We start from the raw sequence: 23,461 nt of genomic DNA, 5'->3' as shown, positions 1-23,461 counted from the left end.
TATATGGTTAAGAATTATTTAAAATGTCTGATAATTATAATTTCTACGCACTTTATTCTTTTATTTCCGTGGATAATTACTACAAAATATGGTTTTGTAATGGCTATGACTAATATTACTTTTTTTGAAACGTTGATAGATATTTTCCTTCCTGTTGGAATCATTATCTTTTTATTTATAAAAAAAACGATGGGTAAGACAGCATAAAATACTAGCTCAATCGAGATCGTCCAAAGCGGCGCATTTATCTCACCCGTACCAAAAGCCCTGCTGGCTTCAAGATTATAAAATTGTAAAAAGCTGATTTGAGTAAGAAGCCATTTAAAAAAATTAAAGTCAAAATTTAAATCTATAAAAATATATAAAATTACTATACTGATAAAAATATTAACATAAAGCCCTGGGTAAATTCTTAAAATTCTATTTTTAATGTAAGTTTTTAAATCTTGATTTTTTGCATAAGACATACTTATTAAAAAACCGCTAATCAGAAAAAATACAGTTACACCGCTAAAATTTAGTATACTAGTTATATTCTGAGACAAATCGCTTTTATCTGCTAAATAACCATTTGCATGAACAAACATAACTTGGAGCGCGGCTATCAATCTTAATAAATTAAAATTATTATTTACTATAATACTACTATCCATTGGCTACACCGATTTTAACCAACTTTCCATACCCATTTGAATAAAACTCAAATTTACTATAATAAAATTCCATGTTTGCCATATCAATAATCTCCAATTTGTCCTCTTTTATCTCAAATTTTCTAATAATTTTTACGCCTTTGTATTCCGCGGCGAGGCTTATAAAATTTTCTCCGAAACCCGCCACTTCGCATCTGCATTCCAAAAACATTCCAAATAATCCGATCGCCCCCTCGCCCCAACTATTTTGCTCCAGATCTTCCACGATCGGCACGTTATGAGCCCTGACGCTTCTAAATTCATTTCTCCTGCCGGGGATCGGAGTATAAAGATAGGTACCGGGGTCTCTCGCTATGTCGCGGCCATCTATCCACAGCTCGTAGCCTAGCTTATCGTTGTGGGTATGCCCGCCGTGATCATTTTGTCCGAGCGGCGTAGCGCAGATAGCGAGGTAAAATTTATCAGATTTAAAGATAAAAATTCCACTGTCCGGATAAAATATATTTTTGATCTCTTGCGAATTTGGAATTTTAAATTCCATGCTTTTTCGGTGCGGCAGTTCGCCGAATTTCACGCCCGAGGCGACCTGGCTTTTATATGTTTTATCGCTTACTTGCAGCGTGCGCCCGGCAAGAGATCGAGCAAAACTCCTCTCAAAGCGCATATCGTTTTTAAATATCTCATCGTCAAAAATTCCGCCCATGCAGCTAATTAGCGTGGAATGGTTTAAAATATTTTCGTCCCAAAACGGCTCGTCGCCGCCCTCAAAGCCGCTTAAATTTAGATATTTTCGCGCGGCTTGTTCGTTGCTCAAAAACTCGCCGTTCGGGCTAAATTTAAAAAATCTGCCGCTGTCGTTATCGCCGAATTGCGGCACTTCGCCGTTTGGTTTTATAATGTCTGCGGTAAATCTGCCGATTTTATACAGCCTGTCCGCAAACCACTGCGGCAGCTCTATTTGACCGTTTAGAATTTTAAATTCCTGCTCCTCGAGCGGCAAGAGCTTCGGTTTTTTGCGCCAAATCTTTGCGTCGTAATTTTGCAAAGATGAAATTTTTTCGCTTTTTAAGCCAAGTATCAGAGCCGTGGCATACGCCATTAGCTCGCCGCTTAAGCGGTGATAGCTCGTAGAGCTCTCAAAATTTCCGCCGTCTTCGTAAAATTCCTTTTTCATTTCACAGATTATCTCTTGGATCGCAAATGCAAGCCACGCGTCCGTCTCGCCGCCGACGTTCAAATACGCGCAAGCTTGCAGCAGGCCCGCGATGTCGCTTAGATAGTGGTTTGACGTAAGATGCGGCGAATATTCCAGATTATTTACGATATGAAGCGCATGCTCGTAGACGCTATTTGAAAAGGTCTGCTTGAAATTTTGATCTAAAATTCCGCCCACGTCCATCTGGCAAAACATATCGTAAGCCACCAGCATGTTGGCAATCCTGATGCCAACATCCATCGTGCAGGTCCAATTTACGCCCATTCTAGGCGGATTATTGCTGATAAAATCTAAAATTTGATTTTTAAATTCCTTTAAATTTCGCTCTTTCAAACTCGGATCCGCCATCGCAAAAATAGCAAGCTGCGGCAGGTGCTGAAGCCTCGCAAGCTCCCACGGCACTTTTATGTCGCTACCGGGCTTATGGGCTATGCGCTGATCTTTGTACCATTTTTTTTCGCTCCACCGAAAGCCGCTTTTAAAATCCTTTTGCCAATCGATTGGCTCGTAGCCTTCAGGTGCGCTCGCGGGCGCCGCGACATTCATATCGTATTTGTAGCCCTCAAGCCCGAGCGCCGCGCTATCATAGCTATTTTTCACCCAGCCGCTACCGAGCAGATCAAATTTATGATCGATATACATGTTGGATAGATATTTTGCGACATCCGGATCGATATTTAACAGATCGAGCTCTTTTATATTTATGTAGCTAGTTTTGATGATTGGAATGTTAAAATTTATGTGAGTATTTTTATTTATAAAATCAATGCAGCGATTAATAAAGTTATTTAGAAAAACAGTTATTTTATTAAATAACTTTATTAAAACTATACGAAACGGAGTAGAATATAGTCGCTTTAAATAATATAACATTATGCTTCCTCTATGCACAGACAGCTTTTATATTCTTTAATTGCCCTAATAGATAACCAGCTATAAAAAATCAGAGTTAATAGAAATAATAAAACTTCCGATAGCATGTCAAGTATTTTAAAAATATAGATTATGCTAGGAAAGAATAAAAATAACAAATAATAAAAATACCCTAAAAATAATTTTGGATATATTTTTTTGGAAACTATCATATAAATAACAAATCTAAAAAATGAAATAACCGCTATACAATATATAAAGAGGTAAAAATCAAAATAATATGCACAAAGCAAAAGAGAAGATACGCTTAACACTCCTACGAATATCTCTAAATAAGAAAAATAATGACTTTTCCCAGAAATCTGGATATTTAATTCAAGAATTCTCGAAATCAATGCGCATTACCCACTGAATAAAAATATGAATAAGAAGTGTTGATACTCTATATATTTCTCTCCCGCAAATATATATACGACATAATATGAGCCTAAAATAAAAATGCACGTCATAAATCCATATCCGTTAAAAATTATATTAAGCATCATCTTATAGATTCCTATAAAATTCTTTTCCTTATAAAATTTAAGGACTCTCTGTGAAAAAACCATATAAAGCGGATCAAACATAATATAAATAGTTGATGCTATTTTTTGATAAACTGAAAATATTCCATTAAAGTCTCTATTTAAAAAAACTTTATCAATAATAAATTGCGGGCTTAATGATGACAGATATGACCCAATAATACCGGGCGCAATTTTTATGGAAAATAAAAAGGAATTCTTTGTGATGTGATAATTTACGCTAAACAGCCAACCTTTAATAAAAAAGCTAAAATAACTAACCAGGGAGACAACTGTACTAGAAAATAACATAGCATATATTATATTGATCGCACTACCTCCCATATCGTAATTTTTTATAATAAAATAAAATATAATTGTTAAGAGTATCTTACCAATTATAATTATTCCATATTGCATATCCTTTTCTTCCAACCTTTTTTGATACTGTATAAGATATATCAGGCTATCAGAAAACGATAAAATAGCCAAAGCGATAAAAATTTTCCAACTCAATAAATTAAAAGAATTTATAATACACAATAACAATATACCCACAATTACATGAGAAAGAAATGTAACATTAACGATACCGCAAAATAGCTTATATCTGGATTCTTCAGTAGAATATTCGTAGTAATATCTTGCGTATCCAGATTTAAATTCTAGCGATAGTAAAAAAGATAAAAATACATATATAGTCATGTACAGTCCATATGCACCCATATCATTCATGCTTAATGTATGAGCGATATATGAAAAAAATAGTACAGATAAAATTTTTTCAATCATCAAAAAAATAGTATATAAAGATATCGTCTTAATAAACTTTTTAAGCATTCTCTACTTTCTTAAAAATATAGAAATACCCCAAGGAATTATTTTTATATTTATTTCTAAATACCTTTAATCTACCTATTAGATCTAAAAGTCTAAAAATTACGTTTATCGGCAAGTAAAATATAGGACCCAAAAGGGGTTCTAGCCTGAGGCTACTTAGTGTATTTCGTATAATTGATATAAAACCAAAGCCTACGTTTGCAAAGTCCCCGCCATATGTATCATATCTTATAAGTTCTAAATTCACTTCTTTTGCTAGCTCAATCATGGCGTTTGGAGCAAACCTAAAAAAATCAAAAGGAGGATTATGTATGCTTGTGCTCTGCGCTTCAAAAGCAAAATAATACCCGCCGTCTTTAAGCACTCTTGAAATTTCACAAAAAGTCTTTTTAATATAAAAAGAATCATCTAAAACGAAAACCGTCATAACTGCATCAAAACTAGAATTATCACAAGGAATATTTTCGGAATTACCTATTATATCCGGATTTGCATATTCGCATTCACACACATCAAGACCTACGTAATCAGCACCAGCTTCTTTTGCAGCAGACTTTTTTAATAATTTCTTATATGGTTTTCTCCCACAACCTATATCTAAAATTTTATACTTAGAATCAAAAAAATAATCTATTATCGCTATATATTTTATAACGTCTTTTAACAAAAATCTATATCCGGTAATCAAAGAAAAATGTCTGTCAAAATACATCTTCATGTCCCCTATATATTCCCTCGACCAAATCATTAAAAAGCCACCTATTGTTTTTCATAAAGCCTTCGTAAATTTCTTTAGTCTGTATATTTTGTAAATATCTATGATCTGAGATAAATGTTAGAAACATTTTCCAATCACCTTTATATTTTATTTCGAACGTTCCATCGCCCATATCTAAAATATCGGTATTATTATAGCTCTCGTAATAATTAGCACATTCGCTAAAAGTAGCATACCAAACATCTTTATTCCTTAAATATCCGAAGAGAAAATCTAAAGAATTTATATCATCATAAACATTTGGCGTTTGCCTCTTTCCATCCGGTCTAGCATTCATAAAATGTTCTGCTACACTAATCACATATCTATTTTTTATCATCTTTTCTATTTTGAGAATATTTAAAAAATACTTAATTTCACTTTTTAATGCATTTCTTCCATATATAAAAGCATCACCACTTATATTTGACGGCATTGCTATAATTTTATCATCGCCATACTTCAAAGAAATATTATTTTTAAAAGGCTTAAAGTCAAAGGACCACCAACGAAATTTCAAGTCAATTAACCCTCCAACCAAATCTTCTCTAAAACTGTAGCACGGGGTTCTTCCTCCTAAAATTTGGTAGCCAAATGTTTTTTTGAAAAGATCTAAATCATTTTTTATAATATTAAAATATTCGCTCGGAGAATACTGCTCAAATTCTCTGCACCATTTTCTATCCATCAATGTAGCATTGGAATATCCATGATTATGTCCATGGTATGCTATCTCATCAGATCTACCAAGAATAGAATTTAATAGCTTTAAAAAATCATCATTATTGTATATAGATCCAGTTTTACCGTTATCTAAATATGTTGAATGCGAATTCATTACCAAAAAATATGTAACTCTAATTTCTGGATATTTATTTAATAAATAGTTTACAAAATAATTGTATAGACCTCCATCGCCTAATCCAAGATAACCACAATCACATTGCTCTCTTAAAAAACGTGACTGACATTTTGAATTTGTAATATCATCTATGCCAAAAATAATAGGAGAGGTTTTATCTAAAAACCATTTCGCTTTACTAATCATCTCTACTCTTTGCTTTAGCAATGAAAAATAGGCCATCATAATTTTGTCTTTTAGTGAGCCGGTATACTAATATTCTTTTCAAAATTTTAATATAATCTAAAAAGGATTTTGTCTTAAAAAACATATTTTTGTTTTCTGAGTAATAATAGTCATATTTTTTCTCTACATATCCTTTTCTGTCCAATAATTGCTTTAATGTCTCAAAGCTATACCAACAAACATGCTCTTTATTTAACCATAAATTTTCGAGCTTCCCAAACTTGATTAGCTTAATACGCTCATTAGACCAAGGATTCGGCGTAGTGATAATTAATAATGATTCATTATGCATAAATCTTTTTATGCCATCCAGCATTAGACCAGGATTTTCAATATGCTCAATCAGTTCTCCGCACACCACAATATCAAATTTATCTTGGTATTCAAGCTTATCCAGTCGTGTAACATCTGCATAATATGCAATATAGCCGTATTTATCTTTCAAAATTTCTACATCTTCTTGCAAATAATCAAAACCAACTAAGGAGCTAGCAACTTCTGCAATTTTACTATGAAGCCAATCGTTGGATTTGATTTTTTGCTCATACAGCTTATGTTGTATGAAACCGAGATGTAAAACTTTTTTATCACAACATATTTTTATTATTTCATCTTTTCTAAAAATCACATTATCTAACATAAAATATCCTTTACCTTATCACATAAATCATCTAAATTTCTATTCTTAAACAAAATCGTTCCTATCGGTCTGTCGCACACATCGCTTGCTATCGCAGGGCATTTAAAGTATAAAGCCTCTCGAATACTAAGGGCGTCGCCATCGGTATTCGTAGGTCTTATCATTAGACTAGCTTTTTTAAATATAGGCCAAAGCTCTTTTTGCCCAGTCAGAAAATAAAAATTTTCCTCTAAATTTAACTCTTTTATTCGTAAGCGCATTTTATCTATATACTCCGTATTAACCTTTTCATTTGCTAGCGCAAAAATAAACCCTAAATTTGGATAGACGTTTTTTAGCTTAGCCGTAAGTTCTATGCATATATCAAGTCCGTATAAATCAGTATTTTTATAAAAAGATATTTGAAATGCATTTGCCGTTATTATCTGTGTCTTGCTTTTTATAAAATCGTAAAAAGCGCCGGGGTAGGTAGCTAAAATTTTATCTTCCTCCTCTAACGGCGGCGGCAAAAAAGCATGCTCGATTATAATACTTTTTGGAATATGCAAATCCCTACTTTTGTAATCATCTAAAATATGTTTATTAACTACCACCAAAACATCTATGCAATGAAAAAAGACTCTATAAATCAATACCTTAAATTTAGAGCTCTCCTCAAACAACCTTGGATTATGGCTAGTAGCAATTAAATCAAAATTTTTAAAAAGTCTAGTAATCATAAGCACAAAAACTATCGTCATACTAAACGAGTGAATATTTACGGCTCGAAATTTTGTCCTGCACAATACTGCAAATAAATCGATATATTTTTTAAAACCATTTTTGGATACATCAAATACTTGCGAATTATCTAGCGACTTACTAAGTCTATAGATATAAACCGACACTCCGCCAAGAGGAGGCGGATACGGTCCGATTATTAAAATTTTATCGTATTTTTTAAGCCTATCTTGTACTAACGAACTCATATCAAAAATGAAATCTCCGTCGTCTGCACCATATCCCAAAGCTCTATCGGCCAGCCTTTTTTGCTTCCTTTTAGAGTCCCAAATAGCACCTCGAGCTCTTCGAGCTGCCCTTTTTGGCTTACATTTGTTGAAATTTCTTTCAGCCCCACTCCATATCCTTTTAGGCTTTTATAATCGTCTAAAACGATGCTCTTGCCGTCAAAGTGGATCTCCATAAATTCCTTACTTAGCTCCTTGCTGCCGTTTGCAAAATATTCGATATTTGCCACCGAGCCGTCTTTGTATTTTAAAACGATGGATTTATTATCCTCGGCGCTATATTTTTCATTGCTCGGCGTGATAGCCTGCGAAAATACGCTCTGTATCTCGCTGCCCGTTAGCGCCGTCATCAGATCTATTATATGGCACGCTTCGCCCACCATCCTGCCGCCGTTTTCGTGCACCCAGTGATCCATCGGTATATAGCCCGCGTTCATCCTATATCTAATTATCATCGGATTTATTCTAGCGCTCGTGTGCTTTTTTATCTCCTGCGCGTAAGCGCTAAATCGCCTGTTAAATCCCACGAATAAAAGGGGCTTATCGCCTCCCCCCTCGTAAAATTTCTTTATCTTTTCAAGCTCCTCTTTGTTTGTCGCAAGCGGCTTTTCTACAAATACGTTTTTGCCTGCCTCAAGCGTCTTTAAAGTAAGCTCTGCGTGGCTATCGTGCCTTGTGGAGATGATCACCAGATCAACGTTTTTGTCATTTAAAATATCGTCTAAATTTGAAGTAGCATAGTTCGCTCCGTATTGCTGCGCCACCGCCTTTGCCTTATGCCCGCTTCGGTTCATTATCGCGTAAATTTTATACTTATCCGTAAGCTTTGAGATATTAGGCAGGTGCATACCGGTAGCAAATCCACCGACTCCGACGAACGCGACGTTTATCACGTCCCTGTTTACTGGCGCGGAGCTTATGATGATTTTTTTATCGTGATTTAGATAGCTATCAAGCTCGGCTAAATTTGCCTCGCCGTAGTCGAGCAAAACCATAAGCGGCTTATTCTGCGAAGTCTGTAGCGACTCAAACGCCTCTGTTACCTGCTCGATAGGGTATTTTGCGTCTATGAGCTTATCCAACTTTATCAAATTTTCATTTACCAGCCTTAGATACTCGCTCATGTTTCGATTTTCGGTCCATCTTACGTAGCTAAACGGATAATCAAGCCCCTGCTCTTCGTAGCTCTTATCGTAGCGACCGGGGCCATAGGATGTGGAGATGAGAAAATCAAGCTCCTTTTTATACATATCCTCTCTATTGATCTGCATGCCGGCAACGCCTACAAGCACCACTCTGCCCTTTTTCTTGCACATCTGAAAGCTTTGCGACAGCGGCTCGCTACTGCTCGTAGCGGCGGTAAATAGTACTCCATCGGCGCCATATCCACCGCTCCAAGACGCAACGACATCTAGCAAATCGTCTTTTGACGGGTTTATAACAAGCTCGGCGCCGTATTCCTTTGCTATCTGCAAGCGCCTATCGTCAAAATCGCTGACAGCGACCCTCACTCCTGAAATTTTAAGCATCTGCACCGCAAGAAGCCCCAAAATCCCAGCTCCCACAACTACGCAGGTCTCGCCCAACCTTAGATCGATCCGCCTAACGCCCTGCATCGCTATGCCGCCGAGCGTTACGGTGCAAGCCCGTTCAAAGTCCATATCCTGCGGCATTTTCATAACTAAATTTTTAGGTACGTCTACGTATTCTGCGTGGTTTGCAAGTCCTGCACCGGCTGCGGCGACGCGCTCTCCGATCTCAAAATTTGAAACGCCCTCTCCGACCGCTATGACGACGCCGCTAAGCGAATAGCCGGTCGGATTTCCGCTATCAAGCTTGCCTTTTACCTTCGCATAGGCGCTGGCTATGCCGTCGGATTTCACCATATTGATGACTTTTTTTACGTTCTCAGGCTGCTCTAAAGCCCTTCTGATCAGGCTTTTGCCGCTATTTGATACGCCGCTTATCTCGGTGCCCGCCGATATGCAGCTATTCACTACTTTGATAAGAACGCATCCCTTTGAAACGCTTGGAGCGGGGATCTGTTCTGCTAAAACTTTACCTTTTTTAACTATTGCTTGTATCATTTTATAACCTTTATTTGTTTTAATTTTAGTGCCGGCTTTTCTATAAAATTCCAAGAAATGCAAGCTATCGCGAGTGTCGCGGCTACCACCATGAGATATAGCCATAAAGAGCCGCCAAAGCCCAGACTAATTAAAATTTGAACTATTAGCATATGATAAAGATATGTACTATAAGAGAGATCGGTGCTTCTGGCCATCTTTAAATTTGTATAAGAAAAAGCCATACTAAACATGGCTAGCGCTAAAAGGAAAATTTGAAATACGGTAGAAATTTCTAAGCCCCTTTTATAATCTCCAAGCCCGTTTCCAAACTCTATAGCCACAAAACAAAATATTAAATAGAACGCAATATAAAATAAGCCATAATCTACGAGATATTTTTTTATATCCAGCCAATAAAGCCGCATAACCATACCGATGATAAATATCCACAAAAACGGCAAGCATATAAGCTCGAGAAGCTTATTTAAATTTGAAGCAGAGTAAAAATTTTCATCGGCGATCGCAGGAATTATCATTGATGTAAAAAATAGGAAAACCAACAATAAATTTCTTATGATTGCTTTTTTAATACACAAAATAAACGGAAGGAGAATATAAAACGATAACTCGACGCTAAGCGTCCATAAAACGCCGCTTGGATAGGAGCTAAAAAAGCCGTCGTAATTATATAAAGCGTCGTTTTTTATACCGATTATAAAGCCCGCTATACCTGAAGCGGCAGTAATTACATAGAGTACGAAGTATTCCACGTATTTTAATACTGAGATATCATTAAAATTTTTGCCCACGTACATAGCTAGCTCAAGTACTAAAATATTTACGAATAGAGCTGGGTATATCCTAAGCGCTCTTTTTATAAAATACTCTTTTAAATTCCCACTATTTAAATAACTATCGGTAATTAAAAATCCCGAAACCAGAAAAAATAATGGGACGCCGGGAAATAGCCTAAGAAATTTATCCACGTTCCCCCCCCCACAAGAGCGGTATTAGCCACTCGGTTGAGTGCATATATACCACTTGTAAAGCAAAAAGTAATCTAAAAAAATTCAGATGGTTATCTCTATATATTACTTTTTGAAAACTCATTTACAAATTCCGCAAAAATCCAAAACTTCTTTTTCTATTTTTAGCCCTTTAAATTCCTTATGTCCGACCAAGAATACGATAATGTCTGAAATTTCGATAGCCTTTTTATAATCCGCTATCTCAAAATCTTTGTGAGCCTTGATGTTGGGCTCTACGGCGATCACATCGACGCCGTCTGCGATCAAGCATTTGGTTATATTTAGCGCAGGCGACTCCCGCAAATCGTCGATGTCCGGCTTAAAAGCAAGCCCCATGCACGCGACTTTGGGCTTTCTGCCGTTTTGCAGCTCAAATTTCAAAGCGGCGTTTTTAATTTTTTCAATACACCACTCGGCTTTGTGATCATTGACCTCTCTTGCAGATTTGATCAGCCTCGCTTCGTAGCCTCCCGCATGGACGATAAACCACGGATCGACTGCTATGCAGTGCCCGCCTACGCCGCAGCCCGGGTTTAAAATATTAACTCGCGGATGGCGATTTGCTAACGAAATTAGCTCCCAGACGTTAATGCCGAATTTATCGCACAAAATGCTAAGCTCGTTTGCAAAGGCTATGTTTACGTCGCGGAAAGAGTTCTCTGTAAGCTTTGACATCTCTGCAGTTTTTGAGTCAGTCTGTAAAACTTCGCCTTCTACGAATTCTGCGTAAAATTCCGCTATCTTTTTAGTAGCAATTTCTGTAGTTCCACCCACGATTCTATCGTTTTGCGTAAGCTCTTTTAAAATTTTACCCGGCAAAACCCTCTCCGGGCAGTGAGCGATATAAATTTTAGAAATATCAACACCGCCATTTTTTAAAATTTCACCTATCTTTTCGGTAGTACCTACCGGCGAAGTGGATTCTAAAACGACCATATTATCGTCTTTTACATATGGTATTATAGATTTTGCCGCACTTATGACGTAGTCGATATTTGGCACGTATCCATCTCGAAACGGCGTCGGAACAGCTATGATAAAAACGTCTGCGAAATCAGGCTTAACGTCTGATTTTAAATTTCCGCTTTCTACTGATTTTTTTACAAGCTCCCCGAGCCCTTGCTCTACGATATGAATTTTACCCTCATTTATCGTATCTACGACGTTCTGCACCACATCAACGCCATGGATTTTATAGCCCCTATTTGCCAAAAGTGCTGCTGTCGGTAGCCCTATATACCCAAGACCTAAGATGCAAACTTTTTTCATAATATTCCTTTTAAAAATTCCAGTATTTTTTTGCAAGTTTTACCGTCGCCATACGGGCTTACACTTTTACTCATTTTATCATATTCATCTTTTAAATTTAATAACTTTTGCACCTCTTTTATGATATTTTCGCGCTTGGTGCCGATAAGCTTTACACATCCTGCTCTCATCCCTTCAGGTCTTTCGGTAGTTTTTCTGATAACTAAAACGGGCTTGCACAGGCTCGGCGCCTCCTCTTGGATGCCGCCGCTATCTGTTACTATCATATATGACTTGCTCATAAGATAGACGAAACTATCATACTCTAGTGGATCAATTAAAAATATATTCGAAATGCCCGATAAAATTTCTCCTACAGGCTTTCTTACATTTGGATTTAAATGCACGGGGTAAACGATGTCGATATTTTCGTTTTTTAGCGCTATTTCACGTAAAGCCTCACAAATATTAACAAAGCCTTCTCCGAAATTCTCTCGTCTGTGTCCTGTAACGAGAATAAATTTTCTATCACTAAGCTTATATTTGGAATTTATAAAGGATAAAATTTTATTTTTTAGCAGCTCGTTGTTTTCGATTTTGTCTATCGTCCACAAAAGCGCGTCTATAACGGTGTTGCCGCTAACGACTATATTTTTTGGATCTTTGCCTTCTTTTAAGAGATTGTCTCTTGCATCGGTGGTCGGTGCGAAGTGATATTTAGCTATGAGCCCCGTCATCTGCCTATTTATCTCTTCAGGAAACGGTGAATAGATATTATGCGTCCTAAGTCCAGCTTCTACGTGAGCAACGTCGATCTTTTGATAATATGCCGCTAAAGAAACGGCATAAGTAGTAGTAGTATCTCCATGCACAAACACGATGTCTGGGGTATATTCGCCAAATACATCGCGCATACCAAGCAAAACACCAGACGTAATATCGTACAGATCCTGCCCTTGCTTCATTAAATTTAGATCAAAATCCGGCTTGATCTCAAAAAATTCAAGCACCTGATCGAGCATCTGTCTGTGCTGCGCCGTGACGCAAACCTTCATTTCAAATTCCGCGTGTTTTTGAAATTCCTTTATCAACAGAGCCATCTTAATGGCCTCCGGGCGCGTTCCAAATACTATCAAAATTTTTCTTTTAGTCATAAATTCCCCTAAATATCCGTTTTTTAACCAAATTTATCGCCGTAATTTTAATTAAATTTTGCTATATCAGCGCTTAACCAAATAAAATGACGCCATTTACATTGCATATAGCTTTAAAATTTTGATCTGATTTATATTTTAGCTTTTAGTAGATACAAATCCTCTAACAGTTTTTATAATATACCCTATCTTTTCATCACTCATACCAGGATATACGCCTACCCAGAAACTATCGTTCATTATCTTATCGGTATTTTTTAGCTCGCTTGAAATTTTATAATCTATCCCGCGTTTAAGGTCTGCAAATAGCGGATGCTTGATCATATTGCCCGCAAATAAATTTCTTGTTTGCACGCCCGCCTTCTCTAGATGCTCGCTCAGTTCGTTTCTACTAAATTTTGCCCCGTCTGCAACCGTCATCATAAAGCCAAACCAGCTAGGCTCGGAATGCGGCTGAGCTTTAACTAAGATAAGCTCCTTTATATCTTTTAAGCCATCATAAAGCTTTTTAAAATTTTGCCTGCGACGCTGCACGAAACTAGGAAATTTATCTATCTGAGCGCATCCCACGGCAGCTTGCATATCGGAGGCTTTTAAATTAAATCCGAAGTGCGAATAAACGTATTTATGATCATATCCAAGCGGCAGTTCGCCAAATTTCTGCGAAAAGCGCCTCCCGCAGGTATTATCTACGCCGCTCTCACACCAGCAATCGCGTCCCCAATCACGCATACTTAGCATAATTTTTTTAAGCAGCAGATTGTTTGTGTATGTAGCGCCGCCCTCGCCCATAGTCATATGATGGGGTGGATAGAAGCTACTTGTGCCTATATCTCCCCATGTGCCGGTCGGCTTACCGTCATACAGAGAACCCAGCGCGTCGCAGTTATCCTCGATAAGCCACAAATCGTGTTTATCGCAAAATTCCTTCACGGCTTTTATATTAAAAGGATTTCCCAGGGTGTGAGCTACCATGACGGCTTTCGTTTTTGGGCTAAGCGCAAGCTCAAGCTTCGTATGGTCTATGTTAAAATACTCAAGCTCCATATCGACAAAAACTGGAACGGCACCGTATTGCACGATAGGCGCAACTGTCGTAGGAAAGCCCGCCGCTACGGTTATAACTTCATCTCCCTTTTTTATGCGGCGCTCTTTTAGAAGTGGCGAGGTAAGTGCAAAAAATGCAAGTAGATTTGCACTGCTTCCGCTATTTACCAAAAACGCCCATTTTACGCCAAGCATTTTGGCAAATTCCTTTTCAAATTTTTTAGAATATGTGCCGTATGTAAGCCAAAAATCAAGCGAGCTATCTACTAAATTTACCATTTCATGCTCATCAAAGACTCTACCTGCGTAATTCACACGGCTTTTGCCGGGTTCAAATTTAGCTCTCTGCGCCGGCTCATGAACCAGTTTATAATACTCTTTTGTCTTTTCTAAAATTTCTTGTTTTAATTCTTGCGGGGTCATTTTTTGCCTTTCCAAATTTCATTGATTTTTCTCAAATATGGATCTTTTTTTATGGTATCTAAGTCTAAGCTAGTAAAATTTTGCTTAAAATATTTATGAATTTTACCGATCGCTTCCAAATGCGACGTAAGCTTAAACATATCTCCCATCTCAGATTTTAGCAGGCTATTGTCGGAAGTATATTCGTTATTTAGCCCTTTATTTAGTACGATTATCTCCGATTTAAAATCGCTCGCTTCATTTACTAGCGCAGCCAAGCCGAGTAGATCGATTTTTGTCCCGCTGCTTGCGTTGTAAATTTTATGCCGCGCGTCATTTTCTATATAAAATTCCACTACGTTTAACAGGTCATCGACATACATGTAATCAAAAAATACGTTTTGATTGATCGTGATGGGTAGGTACAGTAAGTTTTTTACTACGGCATTTGTGATAAATTTATAGCGGTAATTCTCCATCTCGCCGTAAATTCCAAATAAACGAAGCTGGATGATATTATCCGCGCAATCCTCAATGTAATGCGACGTGATAGCTTTGTAAAAACCGTATTCATCAAGCGGAAGCGCCTTTTTATAATCATCCTCGCGAGCATTTATTATCGGCTTGTATTTGCCGTATTCCGCACCGCTTCCAAATGATATGATCCTTGCAACCTTGTTTTTTTGCTTGGCGATATTGAAAAAAATCCGCAAATTATACTCGGTCACATTTGTCATATCCAGCGTATCACGACCGCCGCCACGATTGGCTAGATGAACGATAGCATCGATTTTATGCGCACGAACAAAATCGTCAACTGCGCTTTCGTCAGTCAAATTTAGCTCACTACTTTTTGGAGCGAAAACGTTAAAATTTCCATTTAGCGCAAGACGCTTTTTTAGATGCGACCCGATAAAACCGCTACCGCCCGTGATGAATAGATTCATCTGCTACTTAGCCTTTTTTCTAAATCTTCTATACGCTGTTCATCCTCAGCTTTTATCCTTGCATAAAATCTTCTTTTTGACTTTAGCCACAACAGTTCAAATTTTAGTGCCGTATTTATTCCTTCGCGCGGATTGGCATTAATAGAGTCTATAGCAAAAACTACTTTGCGGGTTTCATATTTGTCTATTAAATTTTCTGCTTTTAGAGTCTTGATAAAATCAATAGATTTAGCCGTAATATTTCCGCCTATTGCAAATTTTAAACCTTTCGCTTTTACGGCGCGAGATACTCGCTGAACAGCATTTAAAATTTTCTCATTATCTACATCTTTTTTAGCCAAACCGCATGACTGCGCAAAATCGCTTCTACCGAATGTAATGCTTCTTAGTAGCGAAATTTTTTCTAATTTTAAAATTTCATCTATGTTTTCTACCGCAGTTTTTGTCTCGATATTTATAGCAAAATCTATATAATCTCGGTTGTCTGGATTTATCAAATTTTCTATAACTCCTAGATATTTATAAACAGCATACGGGGTTTCTACCATAGGCGCAATAAGGCCCTCTACGCCCAAAATGATACCATTATAAATATCCGTAACCGCCTCAGCTCCACCGATCTTTAAGATGATAGGCAAATCTGCTCGATTGGCAATATCTCGCAAACGCATCATCTCCTCCATACGACTTCCCTCGGCTTCAAACTCGGCCTTTAACTCAAATACGCCATATTCGTTTTTAAGCCTTTTAAGTACGTCTATCATCTCAAATTCATTTATATTCATACCTCTTCCTCCAATACGCTTAATATCATTTTAATATCGCCCATATACTTACTATTCCTCTCTACATATCCCCAATCGGGCTGTAATAACTTAAGTCCTTTTATGTGCTCACATTTTTTTAAATGCATTTCTGAATCATCTATAAAAATCCCGCTATCGCCATCTTTTAAAATTGAATTTATTATATTAGCTTTTGAATTAAATTTAGCAAATATATCTGCCCCCAATATATTATCGTTATTTATAAATTGAATATTAAATCTTTTGGCTAAATCCAATACAGTTTTACTATCTTTAGTAGTTACAATAAAAGTCTGCCGATTCAGTTTCATATTTGATAGCTCCAATAAAAACGGATATGGCCTATTCAAAGCCAACCAATTTTCATAGTTATTTGCTTTTAACTTTTTACGAGTCTCAAAAAAGTCTTTTTCAAATTTCTTTGCTTCATTGTTATAATCAAAAGCTAAAAGCTCTTTATTGTTATTAGTTATAGCTGTCATAACGAAATAATAATTCCATGCCGGACCCACATGAGGTCTAAATCTTAAAAATTCGGCATATTGCTTTTCATCAAATTTTTGCCTTAAAAAACTTGGCGTAGATCTACAAACCTCATAGGCTTCACGTACAGTATCAAAAAGGACGCCGTCAAAATCCAAAAATAAAAATCTCATATCAATCCAAAGGCTTTACTATCATATTTTTATAAAATTCATCTCGAGGTAAAAATGGAGCAAGATCTTCCAATGGTTTTGATATCATAGTCCCATCCCGAAGCTTCATAGATGCAACTTTTGGCCCTATGGCTTCATTAGGCGGCAGCATCACTTCGCAAAACACCGATCCCTCACATGATAAAATTTCATCTATTTTTGCATTGGCATCATCGTTATTTTTAATTTGAAATACTTTAAAGCCATAAATTTTAGCGAGCGCCTTCATATCCGGTATACTTACACCACTTATAGGACTTTCACCGACAAAATTGTTATTGAAATAATTATGTTGAGTTATGCGTATAGAGAGGTATCCATTGTTGTTATACATAAAAATTTTAACGGGAAGCCGATAATGAATAATAGTTTGCAATTCCTGGATATTCATCTGAATGCTTCCATCACCGGTTAAGCATATAGTTTGTCTTTTATTATTTGCTACGCATGCACCAATTAGTGCCGGCAAATCATAGCCCATAGAAGCACATCCGACATTTGCAAAAAGCCTATCACCTGCTCGTACCGGATAGCTCTGAAATGTTGATGTATATGCTATGCCATTACCGGTAAGCAAGAGAGAATTTTTTGGTAATTTCTCCGAAAGTAATCTTGGAAAATAATATGAACTGACATAATTCTTCTCTTTCAATACGGACTTATCAAAAACAGGATATTTCATTTTTATTCTATTACAATATTTAAGCCAGTCTCCAATTTCTAGATTTAAATCTCTAGCTTTTTCTCTAAGATCATTTATAAAAACCTTTGCATCGGATTTAATTTTTATATCCGGAATAAAAGTTTTTTTATTAAGTTCGTTTTCATCTATATCAATCATAATTTTTTTGGCTTCTCGCGCAAAAAATTCCCAATTAAAGCTCAAAATTCTAAGATTTAATCTTGTACCTAATACTATTACCAAATCGCTATTTTGAATTACAAAATTCCCGGCCCTCTCACCTAAAATTCCCGGTCTACCAAAAAAATACTTATTTGAAGTTTCTATTAAATCAACTCCTGAAATAGCAGTCAAAACAGGGATTTTTAACTCGTCAATCAAGGCTCTAAAATCATCTTTTGCATTGGCTAACCTCACTCCGTTACCCACAATGATAACGGGGCGTTTAGCAGCTTTTAACGCATCTAGAACCTGTGGGATTTTTGTGTCGAATTTCGGCTCTTCTGGGATTTCAAATTCTACCAAATCCGCTTCGTCCACCATCGCGCCTTGTATGTCTAGCGGCACATCCAACCATACGGGTCCGGGCCTGCCGTGTTTAGCCTCATAAATAGCTTTTTGCAGATGAAATTTTATGCTATTTTTATCCGTTATCATTACGGCGTATTTTGTGATAGGCCTTACGATGTCAACGATATTAACCTCTTGATCGCCGAGCTGACGTAAATTTAACTCGGGTTGCGAAGCAATGGTCGTCTGAAATTTCACTTGTCCCGATATGATCATCGTAGGGATCGAATCCACCCAGGCACCGTAAACGCCGGTAACCGCGTTTGTCCCGCCGGGGCCTGTGGTAACATACGCGATACCGATCTTATTTGAGACGCGCGCATATCCCTCTGCGGCTATCGCGCAAGCCTGTTCGTGATGGTTACAGACATACTCTAAATTTTCATTTTTGCCAAGCGAATCTATCAGGTGCATATTGCCGCCACCCGAGACCATAAATACGGTCTTTGCGGTATCTTCGTGCTCGGCTATAAATTTTGCTATAAAATCGCTAACTTTTATCATCGCATCATCTTTTTTACGTAGTCGTTTAAATTTTGTTCGGTATCGATCGCGCCGTTTTCGTAGAAATTTTTATACCATTTTACAGTTTTTTCAAATGCCGTTTCGCTATCCCAAACGGGCTTCCAGCCAAGCAGCGCATGTGCTTTAGAGCAATCAAGCTTCAATAAATTTGCCTCATGCGGCTGATCCGTGTCGGAGCCGATTTTAAATTCTATCTTATCCCAATATCGCTTGGCGCTCTTTAGTACATCAAGCACCCTAATCGCACCATCATCGCTAGGTCCGAAATTCCACGCACCGCCGAATTCCTTTCGCCCTTCAAGCAACTTTTGCCCCACGAGTAAATATCCGCCAAGCGGCTCGAGTACGTGCTGCCAAGGGCGTGTCGCATGCGGATTGCGGATCGTTACCGCTTCATTTTTAGCTGCTGCGCGCATAACGTCGCAAATCAATCTATCTTGTGCCCAGTCTCCGCCGCCTATGACATTACCTGCGCGACACGTGGCAAGCAGCGTTTGATGCTTTGTGCCGTAATCTTTTTCGTTAAAAAAGGAGTTTCGATATGAATTAGCCAGAAGATCCGCGCAGCCTTTCGACGAGCTATATGGATCATATCCGCCCATAGGATCGCTCTCGCGATATCCCCAAACCCATTCTTTATTTTCATAAGCCTTGTCGCTGGTGATATTTACGATCGCGCGAACGCCTGCTTTTCTGCAAGCTTCAAGGACTTTTAATGTGCCGATGACATTGGTTTCGTAGGTTGTAATAGGGTCGGCATAAGATGGGCGTACGAGCGCCTGAGCGGCAAAGTGAAATACGATGTCTGGTTTATAAGCTGCAAAGACTTCGTTTAATTTAGCAAGATCTCGTATGTCAGCGATCACCTGGACGATATTTAAATTTAAAAGTCCTATATGATTTGGCTCTGTAGGCGCCGGAAGCGAATACCCTATCACTTTCGCGCCCAAGCGCTCCAGCCATAGACTAAGCCATGAGCCCTTAAAACCGGTATGCCCGGTAAACAAAACTGTTTTGCCCTTATAAATTCCGGAGTATAGATCCTGCATATCTTGCATTGCTACCACTTTTTCCACGGAGCGTTGCCGCTATCCCAAATTTTGTTTAACTCAAGCTTGTCTCTAAGCGTATCCATCGGTTTCCAAAAGCCGTTATGTTTATACGCTAAAATTTCACCGTCGTGTGCCAAATTCATAAGCGGCTCTTGCTCGAATATCGTCGCATCTCCATTCGTAATATAGTCAAAAACCTTAGGTTCGCATACAAAGAAACCCGCATTGATCCAATTGCCATCTCCTTTTGGTTTTTCCTTAAACTCATGCACGCGACTTTCGTCATCTATATTTAGTGCCCCAAAACGACCTTCCGGTTGAACGGAAGTCATCGTAAGCGCTTTGCCATGGGACTTATGAAATTTTACAAGCTCGTGGATATCGATATCACTAACACCATCGCCATAAGTAAGTAAAAATGGTTCGTCTCTCACTATGCTCTGAGCTCGCTTAATACGACCGCCCGTCATAGTGTTTAGTCCGGTATTTAACAGCGTAACGCTCCAAGGCTCGCTAAAATTGGTTAAAACTTCCATTTTGCCATTTTTCAAATCTATAGTCATATCGCTTTGATGCAAAAAATAATTGGCAAAATATTCTTTGATATAGTAGCCTTTATAGCCAAGTAGAATGACAAATTCGTTAAATCCATACAAACTATAAATTTTCATAATGTGCCATAAAATCGGTTTTTCGCCGATCTCTACCATTGGCTTTGGCCTAATGCTCGTCTCTTCGGCAAGCCTAGTACCGAAACCTCCTGCTAGTATTAAAACTTTCATTAAAGCTCCCTTTAATCAAAATTTATTCTTTCTTTTTCAAATACCAATGGGCGATTCAACACTTGTGTATAAATTGCCCCGATATATTCGCCTATTATACCGATAAAAAACAAAATTCCAGATGAAACGAATGAAAAAAGTATGATAAGAGGCGCGATGCCCACGCTCATCTCGTCCCAATAAATTAGCTTAAGTATAAAATACACAAGTCCTACTATTATACTTAAAATGCCCGTTATCATACCTATAAAGGTTGCAAGCCGAAGTGGTACTTTGGAATTGCAGATTATACCGAGTATCCCCATATCATAAAGCGTGTAAAAGTTATTTTTAGTAACTCCTCGAATTCTTATAGGCTGATCGTAAGGAATTTTGGCTACCTTATAACCGGCTTCCGCGAGCATTCCTCGAAAAAACGGATACGGATCATGCATCTGTCTAAGAGCCGCGATGACCTTTTTATCAAAAAGTCCAAAGCCGGTAAAATTCTTAAAAATTTCGATCTCAGATAGTTTTGATAAGAGCTCGTAATAACACTCTCTGATTTTAAACATCACGCCGCGCTCCTCGCTATCTCGCTTAATAGCCAAAACCAAGTCGTTGCCCTCTTGCCATTTTTCTATAAACTGCGTAATCATCTCGGGCGGATCTTGCAAATCGGCTACGATAGAGATAACAGCATCTCCGTCTGCACCCAAAAGCGCATAGGTTGGCGATTTGATATGCCCGAAGTTTCTGGAATTTACGATGATCTTTAAATTTTTATCATCCTTTGCTAGGCGTTTTAAAATTTCAACCGTCCTATCGGTAGAAGCATTATCAATAAATATATGCTCGTAGGCGTACTCCGAAAATCCTTCCATAACTTTTTTTACGCGCGCATAGACTTCCTCTACATTCTCCTCCTCGTTAAAGCAGGCAGTAACTATACTGATCTTTTTCATATCATCTCCTAAAGACGAAAAATTTATTTAATAAAAATGATACCGCAGCTAGCGGGATCAAAAGCAAAAAACCGTTTATATACATATTATCGAATCCAAGCCACTTGAAAAGCCATAGAAAAAATATATTTAAAAAATAAGTAATGATGTAAACTAGTATAAATCTAAATATTAGACCGTTATCACTGCTACCGAATACCAGCTTGCCTATAGTTTTAAAGTTAAACAATACGCCTAGTATCGTAGAAAACAATACGGCAAGAGGATAATATAGACCCAAATAGATAAAAAGGGCAAATAGCCCATACCCAAAGGTAGTATTCATGATGCCTACGAGGAGAAACTTGACGGCTTGTCGTTTAATCATAGCTATCATTTTGTCTATAAATATTTATAGTATTAAAATTTGCCTTATCAATCGGCTCAACCCCAAGTTGAGGTAAAATTTCCATTATATTGGCTACATTACCATTCAAGGTTACTATATCCGAATTCCTAATTGTATTATTAATATCTTGCAAAACGACTCCGTCTCTAGTGATTTGTATGAGATTTACGCCGCTATCCTGTAGCCATAAATAGAACCTTTCATAACTTTGATCAAAAAAGTTACTATTTTGAATTATTACATCTGTTTGAATATTTAAATTTTTAGATGCATTATTAAACATCAAGCTATTAGGTACAACAAAGGAGTTTATAAATTTATATCTACCCTCTTTTACCCATTTATTCATTACTTTATAAAAATCCTCTTGAATAAAATCATCTTTTCTCAAAAGTCTTTTATTTATATCAAACGCTTTTTTATAATATTGATATAAAACGATGTTCTTGGTTGGTCTATTTGTGAAATTAATATATTCTTGTTTAATCAGTTTTGTTGGAGTTACATCAAACCATTGTGTTACTAAGTGATATGGTGGAATTTTATCATTTAAAAGATACATTATCGGTAAGTTAAAAAAGTAAAAATCTTTGTCAGATACTGTATTTTTAGGTACATAATCATGAATATAGTCAAAAATATAAGATAATTTCTGATTCATATAAATATTTTTTAAAGGAATATATGAGGTCTCGGATTTAGCCTCGAATACACTACCTTGATAATTTTCAAGCCAATTATATGGTATTAAAAATTTTACGTATATTATGAAAGATACCATTACAAGCATCCAATAGATCAGTAAAATCCTGGCTATTTTGCGCAAATTTTGATTTAATAAAAAGCTGAATGCCAACCCTGCACACAAAAGAATGCTATTCATATTTAAGGCGATAGTAGTGAAAGTATTACTATAAACTATAGCAGCAGCACAAAAAGTAATGAAAATGTAAATTTTTGATCCAAAAATACTACTGTTTTTATAGAACATAGCAGCAAACATGATATACAAAATCATAGCTATGGAAAAGCTAATATAAGAGATATATTTAATAATATATAATATAACAGTATTATGAAATAAAACAATATAAGTAAGCGCAGTCAGTCCAATAGCTACGATAGTAAATCGAAATAAGATAGTTGTTCTTGCTGCAATTTGTCCTACCAATACATCATATAGATATACAATATTTTTTCCAAAATATGTAAGAATTAGTATTATAAAAAATTCCAACACGCTTATTGTTAATATCCGACTAAGCTCTGGTTCAAAAATAAATCTAGTCGCTACAGTCCATAAGCTTCCCTTTGAATCATTATCGGTTATCGATGAAGGATCGAAAGGCATTATAAAATTTATGAATGCAAAGAATATAGCAGTAAAGAATAGTAAAAATCCTATTCTTTTAAAATAATCTTTTACGCTACTAGATATAAAAGCATAAGATACAAAAAGACTTGCAAAAAGAACCAATCCCACATT

At 36.9% G+C, this 23,461-nt stretch carries 21 protein-coding genes; all 21 read right to left on the bottom strand.

The genetic code is table 11. The features are described 5' to 3' along the window. Nucleotides 1-14: 14 nt before the first annotated feature. Nucleotides 15-653: an acyltransferase gene (locus tag Q0393_RS00605; RefSeq protein ID WP_298977131.1), complete on the bottom strand. Its 639-nt coding sequence runs from the start codon at nucleotides 651-653 to the stop codon at nucleotides 15-17. Then, a complete protein-coding gene (locus tag Q0393_RS00600; protein ID WP_298977129.1) occupies nucleotides 646-2,742 on the bottom strand; it encodes an alginate lyase family protein in 2,097 nt (698 codons plus the stop codon). Before Q0393_RS00600 ends, Q0393_RS00605 begins: the two co-directional genes overlap by 8 nt. Nucleotides 2,743-3,143: 401 nt before the next feature. Next, nucleotides 3,144-4,010 carry a hypothetical protein gene (locus Q0393_RS00595; protein ID WP_298977127.1) on the bottom strand — a complete coding sequence of 289 codons (867 nt, stop codon included), beginning with the start codon at nucleotides 4,008-4,010 and terminating at the stop codon, nucleotides 3,144-3,146. A 127-nt stretch (nucleotides 4,011-4,137) separates the two neighbouring features. After that, nucleotides 4,138-4,857, bottom strand: a complete 720-nt coding sequence (locus Q0393_RS00590; RefSeq protein ID WP_298977125.1) for a methyltransferase domain-containing protein — start codon at nucleotides 4,855-4,857, stop codon at nucleotides 4,138-4,140. Beyond that, entirely contained in the window at nucleotides 4,847-5,950 is a 1,104-nt protein-coding gene (locus Q0393_RS00585) for a hypothetical protein (RefSeq protein ID WP_298977123.1), read from the bottom strand. Before Q0393_RS00585 ends, Q0393_RS00590 begins: the two co-directional genes overlap by 11 nt. Next, nucleotides 5,943-6,629, bottom strand: coding sequence for a methyltransferase domain-containing protein (locus Q0393_RS00580; protein ID WP_298977121.1), 687 nt, complete (start codon nucleotides 6,627-6,629; stop codon nucleotides 5,943-5,945). The genes Q0393_RS00585 and Q0393_RS00580 overlap by 8 nt, the downstream gene beginning before the upstream one ends. Then, nucleotides 6,623-7,597, bottom strand: coding sequence for a glycosyltransferase (locus Q0393_RS00575; RefSeq protein WP_298977119.1), 975 nt, complete (start codon nucleotides 7,595-7,597; stop codon nucleotides 6,623-6,625). Before Q0393_RS00575 ends, Q0393_RS00580 begins: the two co-directional genes overlap by 7 nt. Further along, nucleotides 7,594-9,723 (bottom strand): bi-domain-containing oxidoreductase, encoded by a 2,130-nt coding sequence (locus Q0393_RS00570; protein ID WP_298977118.1) that lies wholly within the window; start codon nucleotides 9,721-9,723, stop codon nucleotides 7,594-7,596. The genes Q0393_RS00575 and Q0393_RS00570 overlap by 4 nt, the downstream gene beginning before the upstream one ends. Next, complete coding sequence (locus tag Q0393_RS00565; RefSeq protein WP_298977116.1) at nucleotides 9,720-10,691, bottom strand: acyltransferase; 972 nt, start codon at nucleotides 10,689-10,691, stop codon at nucleotides 9,720-9,722. The genes Q0393_RS00570 and Q0393_RS00565 overlap by 4 nt, the downstream gene beginning before the upstream one ends. A 120-nt stretch (nucleotides 10,692-10,811) precedes the next feature. Then, entirely contained in the window at nucleotides 10,812-12,002 is a 1,191-nt protein-coding gene (gene wecC / locus Q0393_RS00560; RefSeq protein ID WP_298977115.1) for a UDP-N-acetyl-D-mannosamine dehydrogenase, read from the bottom strand. Further along, nucleotides 11,999-13,135, bottom strand: a complete 1,137-nt coding sequence (gene wecB, locus Q0393_RS00555) for a non-hydrolyzing UDP-N-acetylglucosamine 2-epimerase (RefSeq protein WP_298977113.1) — start codon at nucleotides 13,133-13,135, stop codon at nucleotides 11,999-12,001. Before wecB ends, wecC begins: the two co-directional genes overlap by 4 nt. Before the next feature lie 138 nt (nucleotides 13,136-13,273). Further along, nucleotides 13,274-14,605 (bottom strand): lipopolysaccharide biosynthesis protein RfbH, encoded by a 1,332-nt coding sequence (gene rfbH, locus Q0393_RS00550; RefSeq protein ID WP_298977111.1) that lies wholly within the window; start codon nucleotides 14,603-14,605, stop codon nucleotides 13,274-13,276. Beyond that, nucleotides 14,602-15,531, bottom strand: coding sequence for an NAD(P)-dependent oxidoreductase (locus tag Q0393_RS00545; RefSeq protein WP_297922901.1), 930 nt, complete (start codon nucleotides 15,529-15,531; stop codon nucleotides 14,602-14,604). Before Q0393_RS00545 ends, rfbH begins: the two co-directional genes overlap by 4 nt. Further along, nucleotides 15,528-16,316, bottom strand: coding sequence for an aldolase/citrate lyase family protein (locus Q0393_RS00540; RefSeq protein WP_298022334.1), 789 nt, complete (start codon nucleotides 16,314-16,316; stop codon nucleotides 15,528-15,530). The genes Q0393_RS00545 and Q0393_RS00540 overlap by 4 nt, the downstream gene beginning before the upstream one ends. After that, nucleotides 16,313-16,993 carry a hypothetical protein gene (locus Q0393_RS00535; protein ID WP_297922908.1) on the bottom strand — a complete coding sequence of 227 codons (681 nt, stop codon included), beginning with the start codon at nucleotides 16,991-16,993 and terminating at the stop codon, nucleotides 16,313-16,315. The genes Q0393_RS00540 and Q0393_RS00535 overlap by 4 nt, the downstream gene beginning before the upstream one ends. 1 nt (nucleotide 16,994) lies before the next feature. Continuing rightward, entirely contained in the window at nucleotides 16,995-18,788 is a 1,794-nt protein-coding gene (locus Q0393_RS00530; RefSeq protein WP_297922911.1) for a thiamine pyrophosphate-binding protein, read from the bottom strand. Next, nucleotides 18,785-19,858, bottom strand: a complete 1,074-nt coding sequence (gene rfbG, locus Q0393_RS00525) for a CDP-glucose 4,6-dehydratase (RefSeq protein ID WP_298977132.1) — start codon at nucleotides 19,856-19,858, stop codon at nucleotides 18,785-18,787. Before rfbG ends, Q0393_RS00530 begins: the two co-directional genes overlap by 4 nt. A gap of 11 nt (nucleotides 19,859-19,869) precedes the next feature. Next, nucleotides 19,870-20,643, bottom strand: coding sequence for a glucose-1-phosphate cytidylyltransferase (rfbF, locus tag Q0393_RS00520; protein WP_298977110.1), 774 nt, complete (start codon nucleotides 20,641-20,643; stop codon nucleotides 19,870-19,872). Nucleotides 20,644-20,654: 11 nt separating this feature from the next. Then, nucleotides 20,655-21,587, bottom strand: a complete 933-nt coding sequence (locus Q0393_RS00515; protein ID WP_298977108.1) for a glycosyltransferase family 2 protein — start codon at nucleotides 21,585-21,587, stop codon at nucleotides 20,655-20,657. 1 nt (nucleotide 21,588) lies between these two features. Continuing rightward, nucleotides 21,589-21,954, bottom strand: a complete 366-nt coding sequence (locus Q0393_RS00510) for a GtrA family protein (RefSeq protein ID WP_298977106.1) — start codon at nucleotides 21,952-21,954, stop codon at nucleotides 21,589-21,591. Further along, nucleotides 21,947-23,461 (bottom strand): hypothetical protein (locus Q0393_RS00505; protein ID WP_298977104.1); only part of this gene is annotated, 1,515 nt, incomplete at its 5' end. The genes Q0393_RS00505 and Q0393_RS00510, both read right to left, overlap by 8 nt.

Source organism: uncultured Campylobacter sp. (assembly GCF_938015785.1).
GTDB lineage: Bacteria > Campylobacterota > Campylobacteria > Campylobacterales > Campylobacteraceae > Campylobacter_B.
Note: the sequence above shows the minus strand (reverse complement) of the source record. Positions and strands in the feature narration are given on the sequence as shown.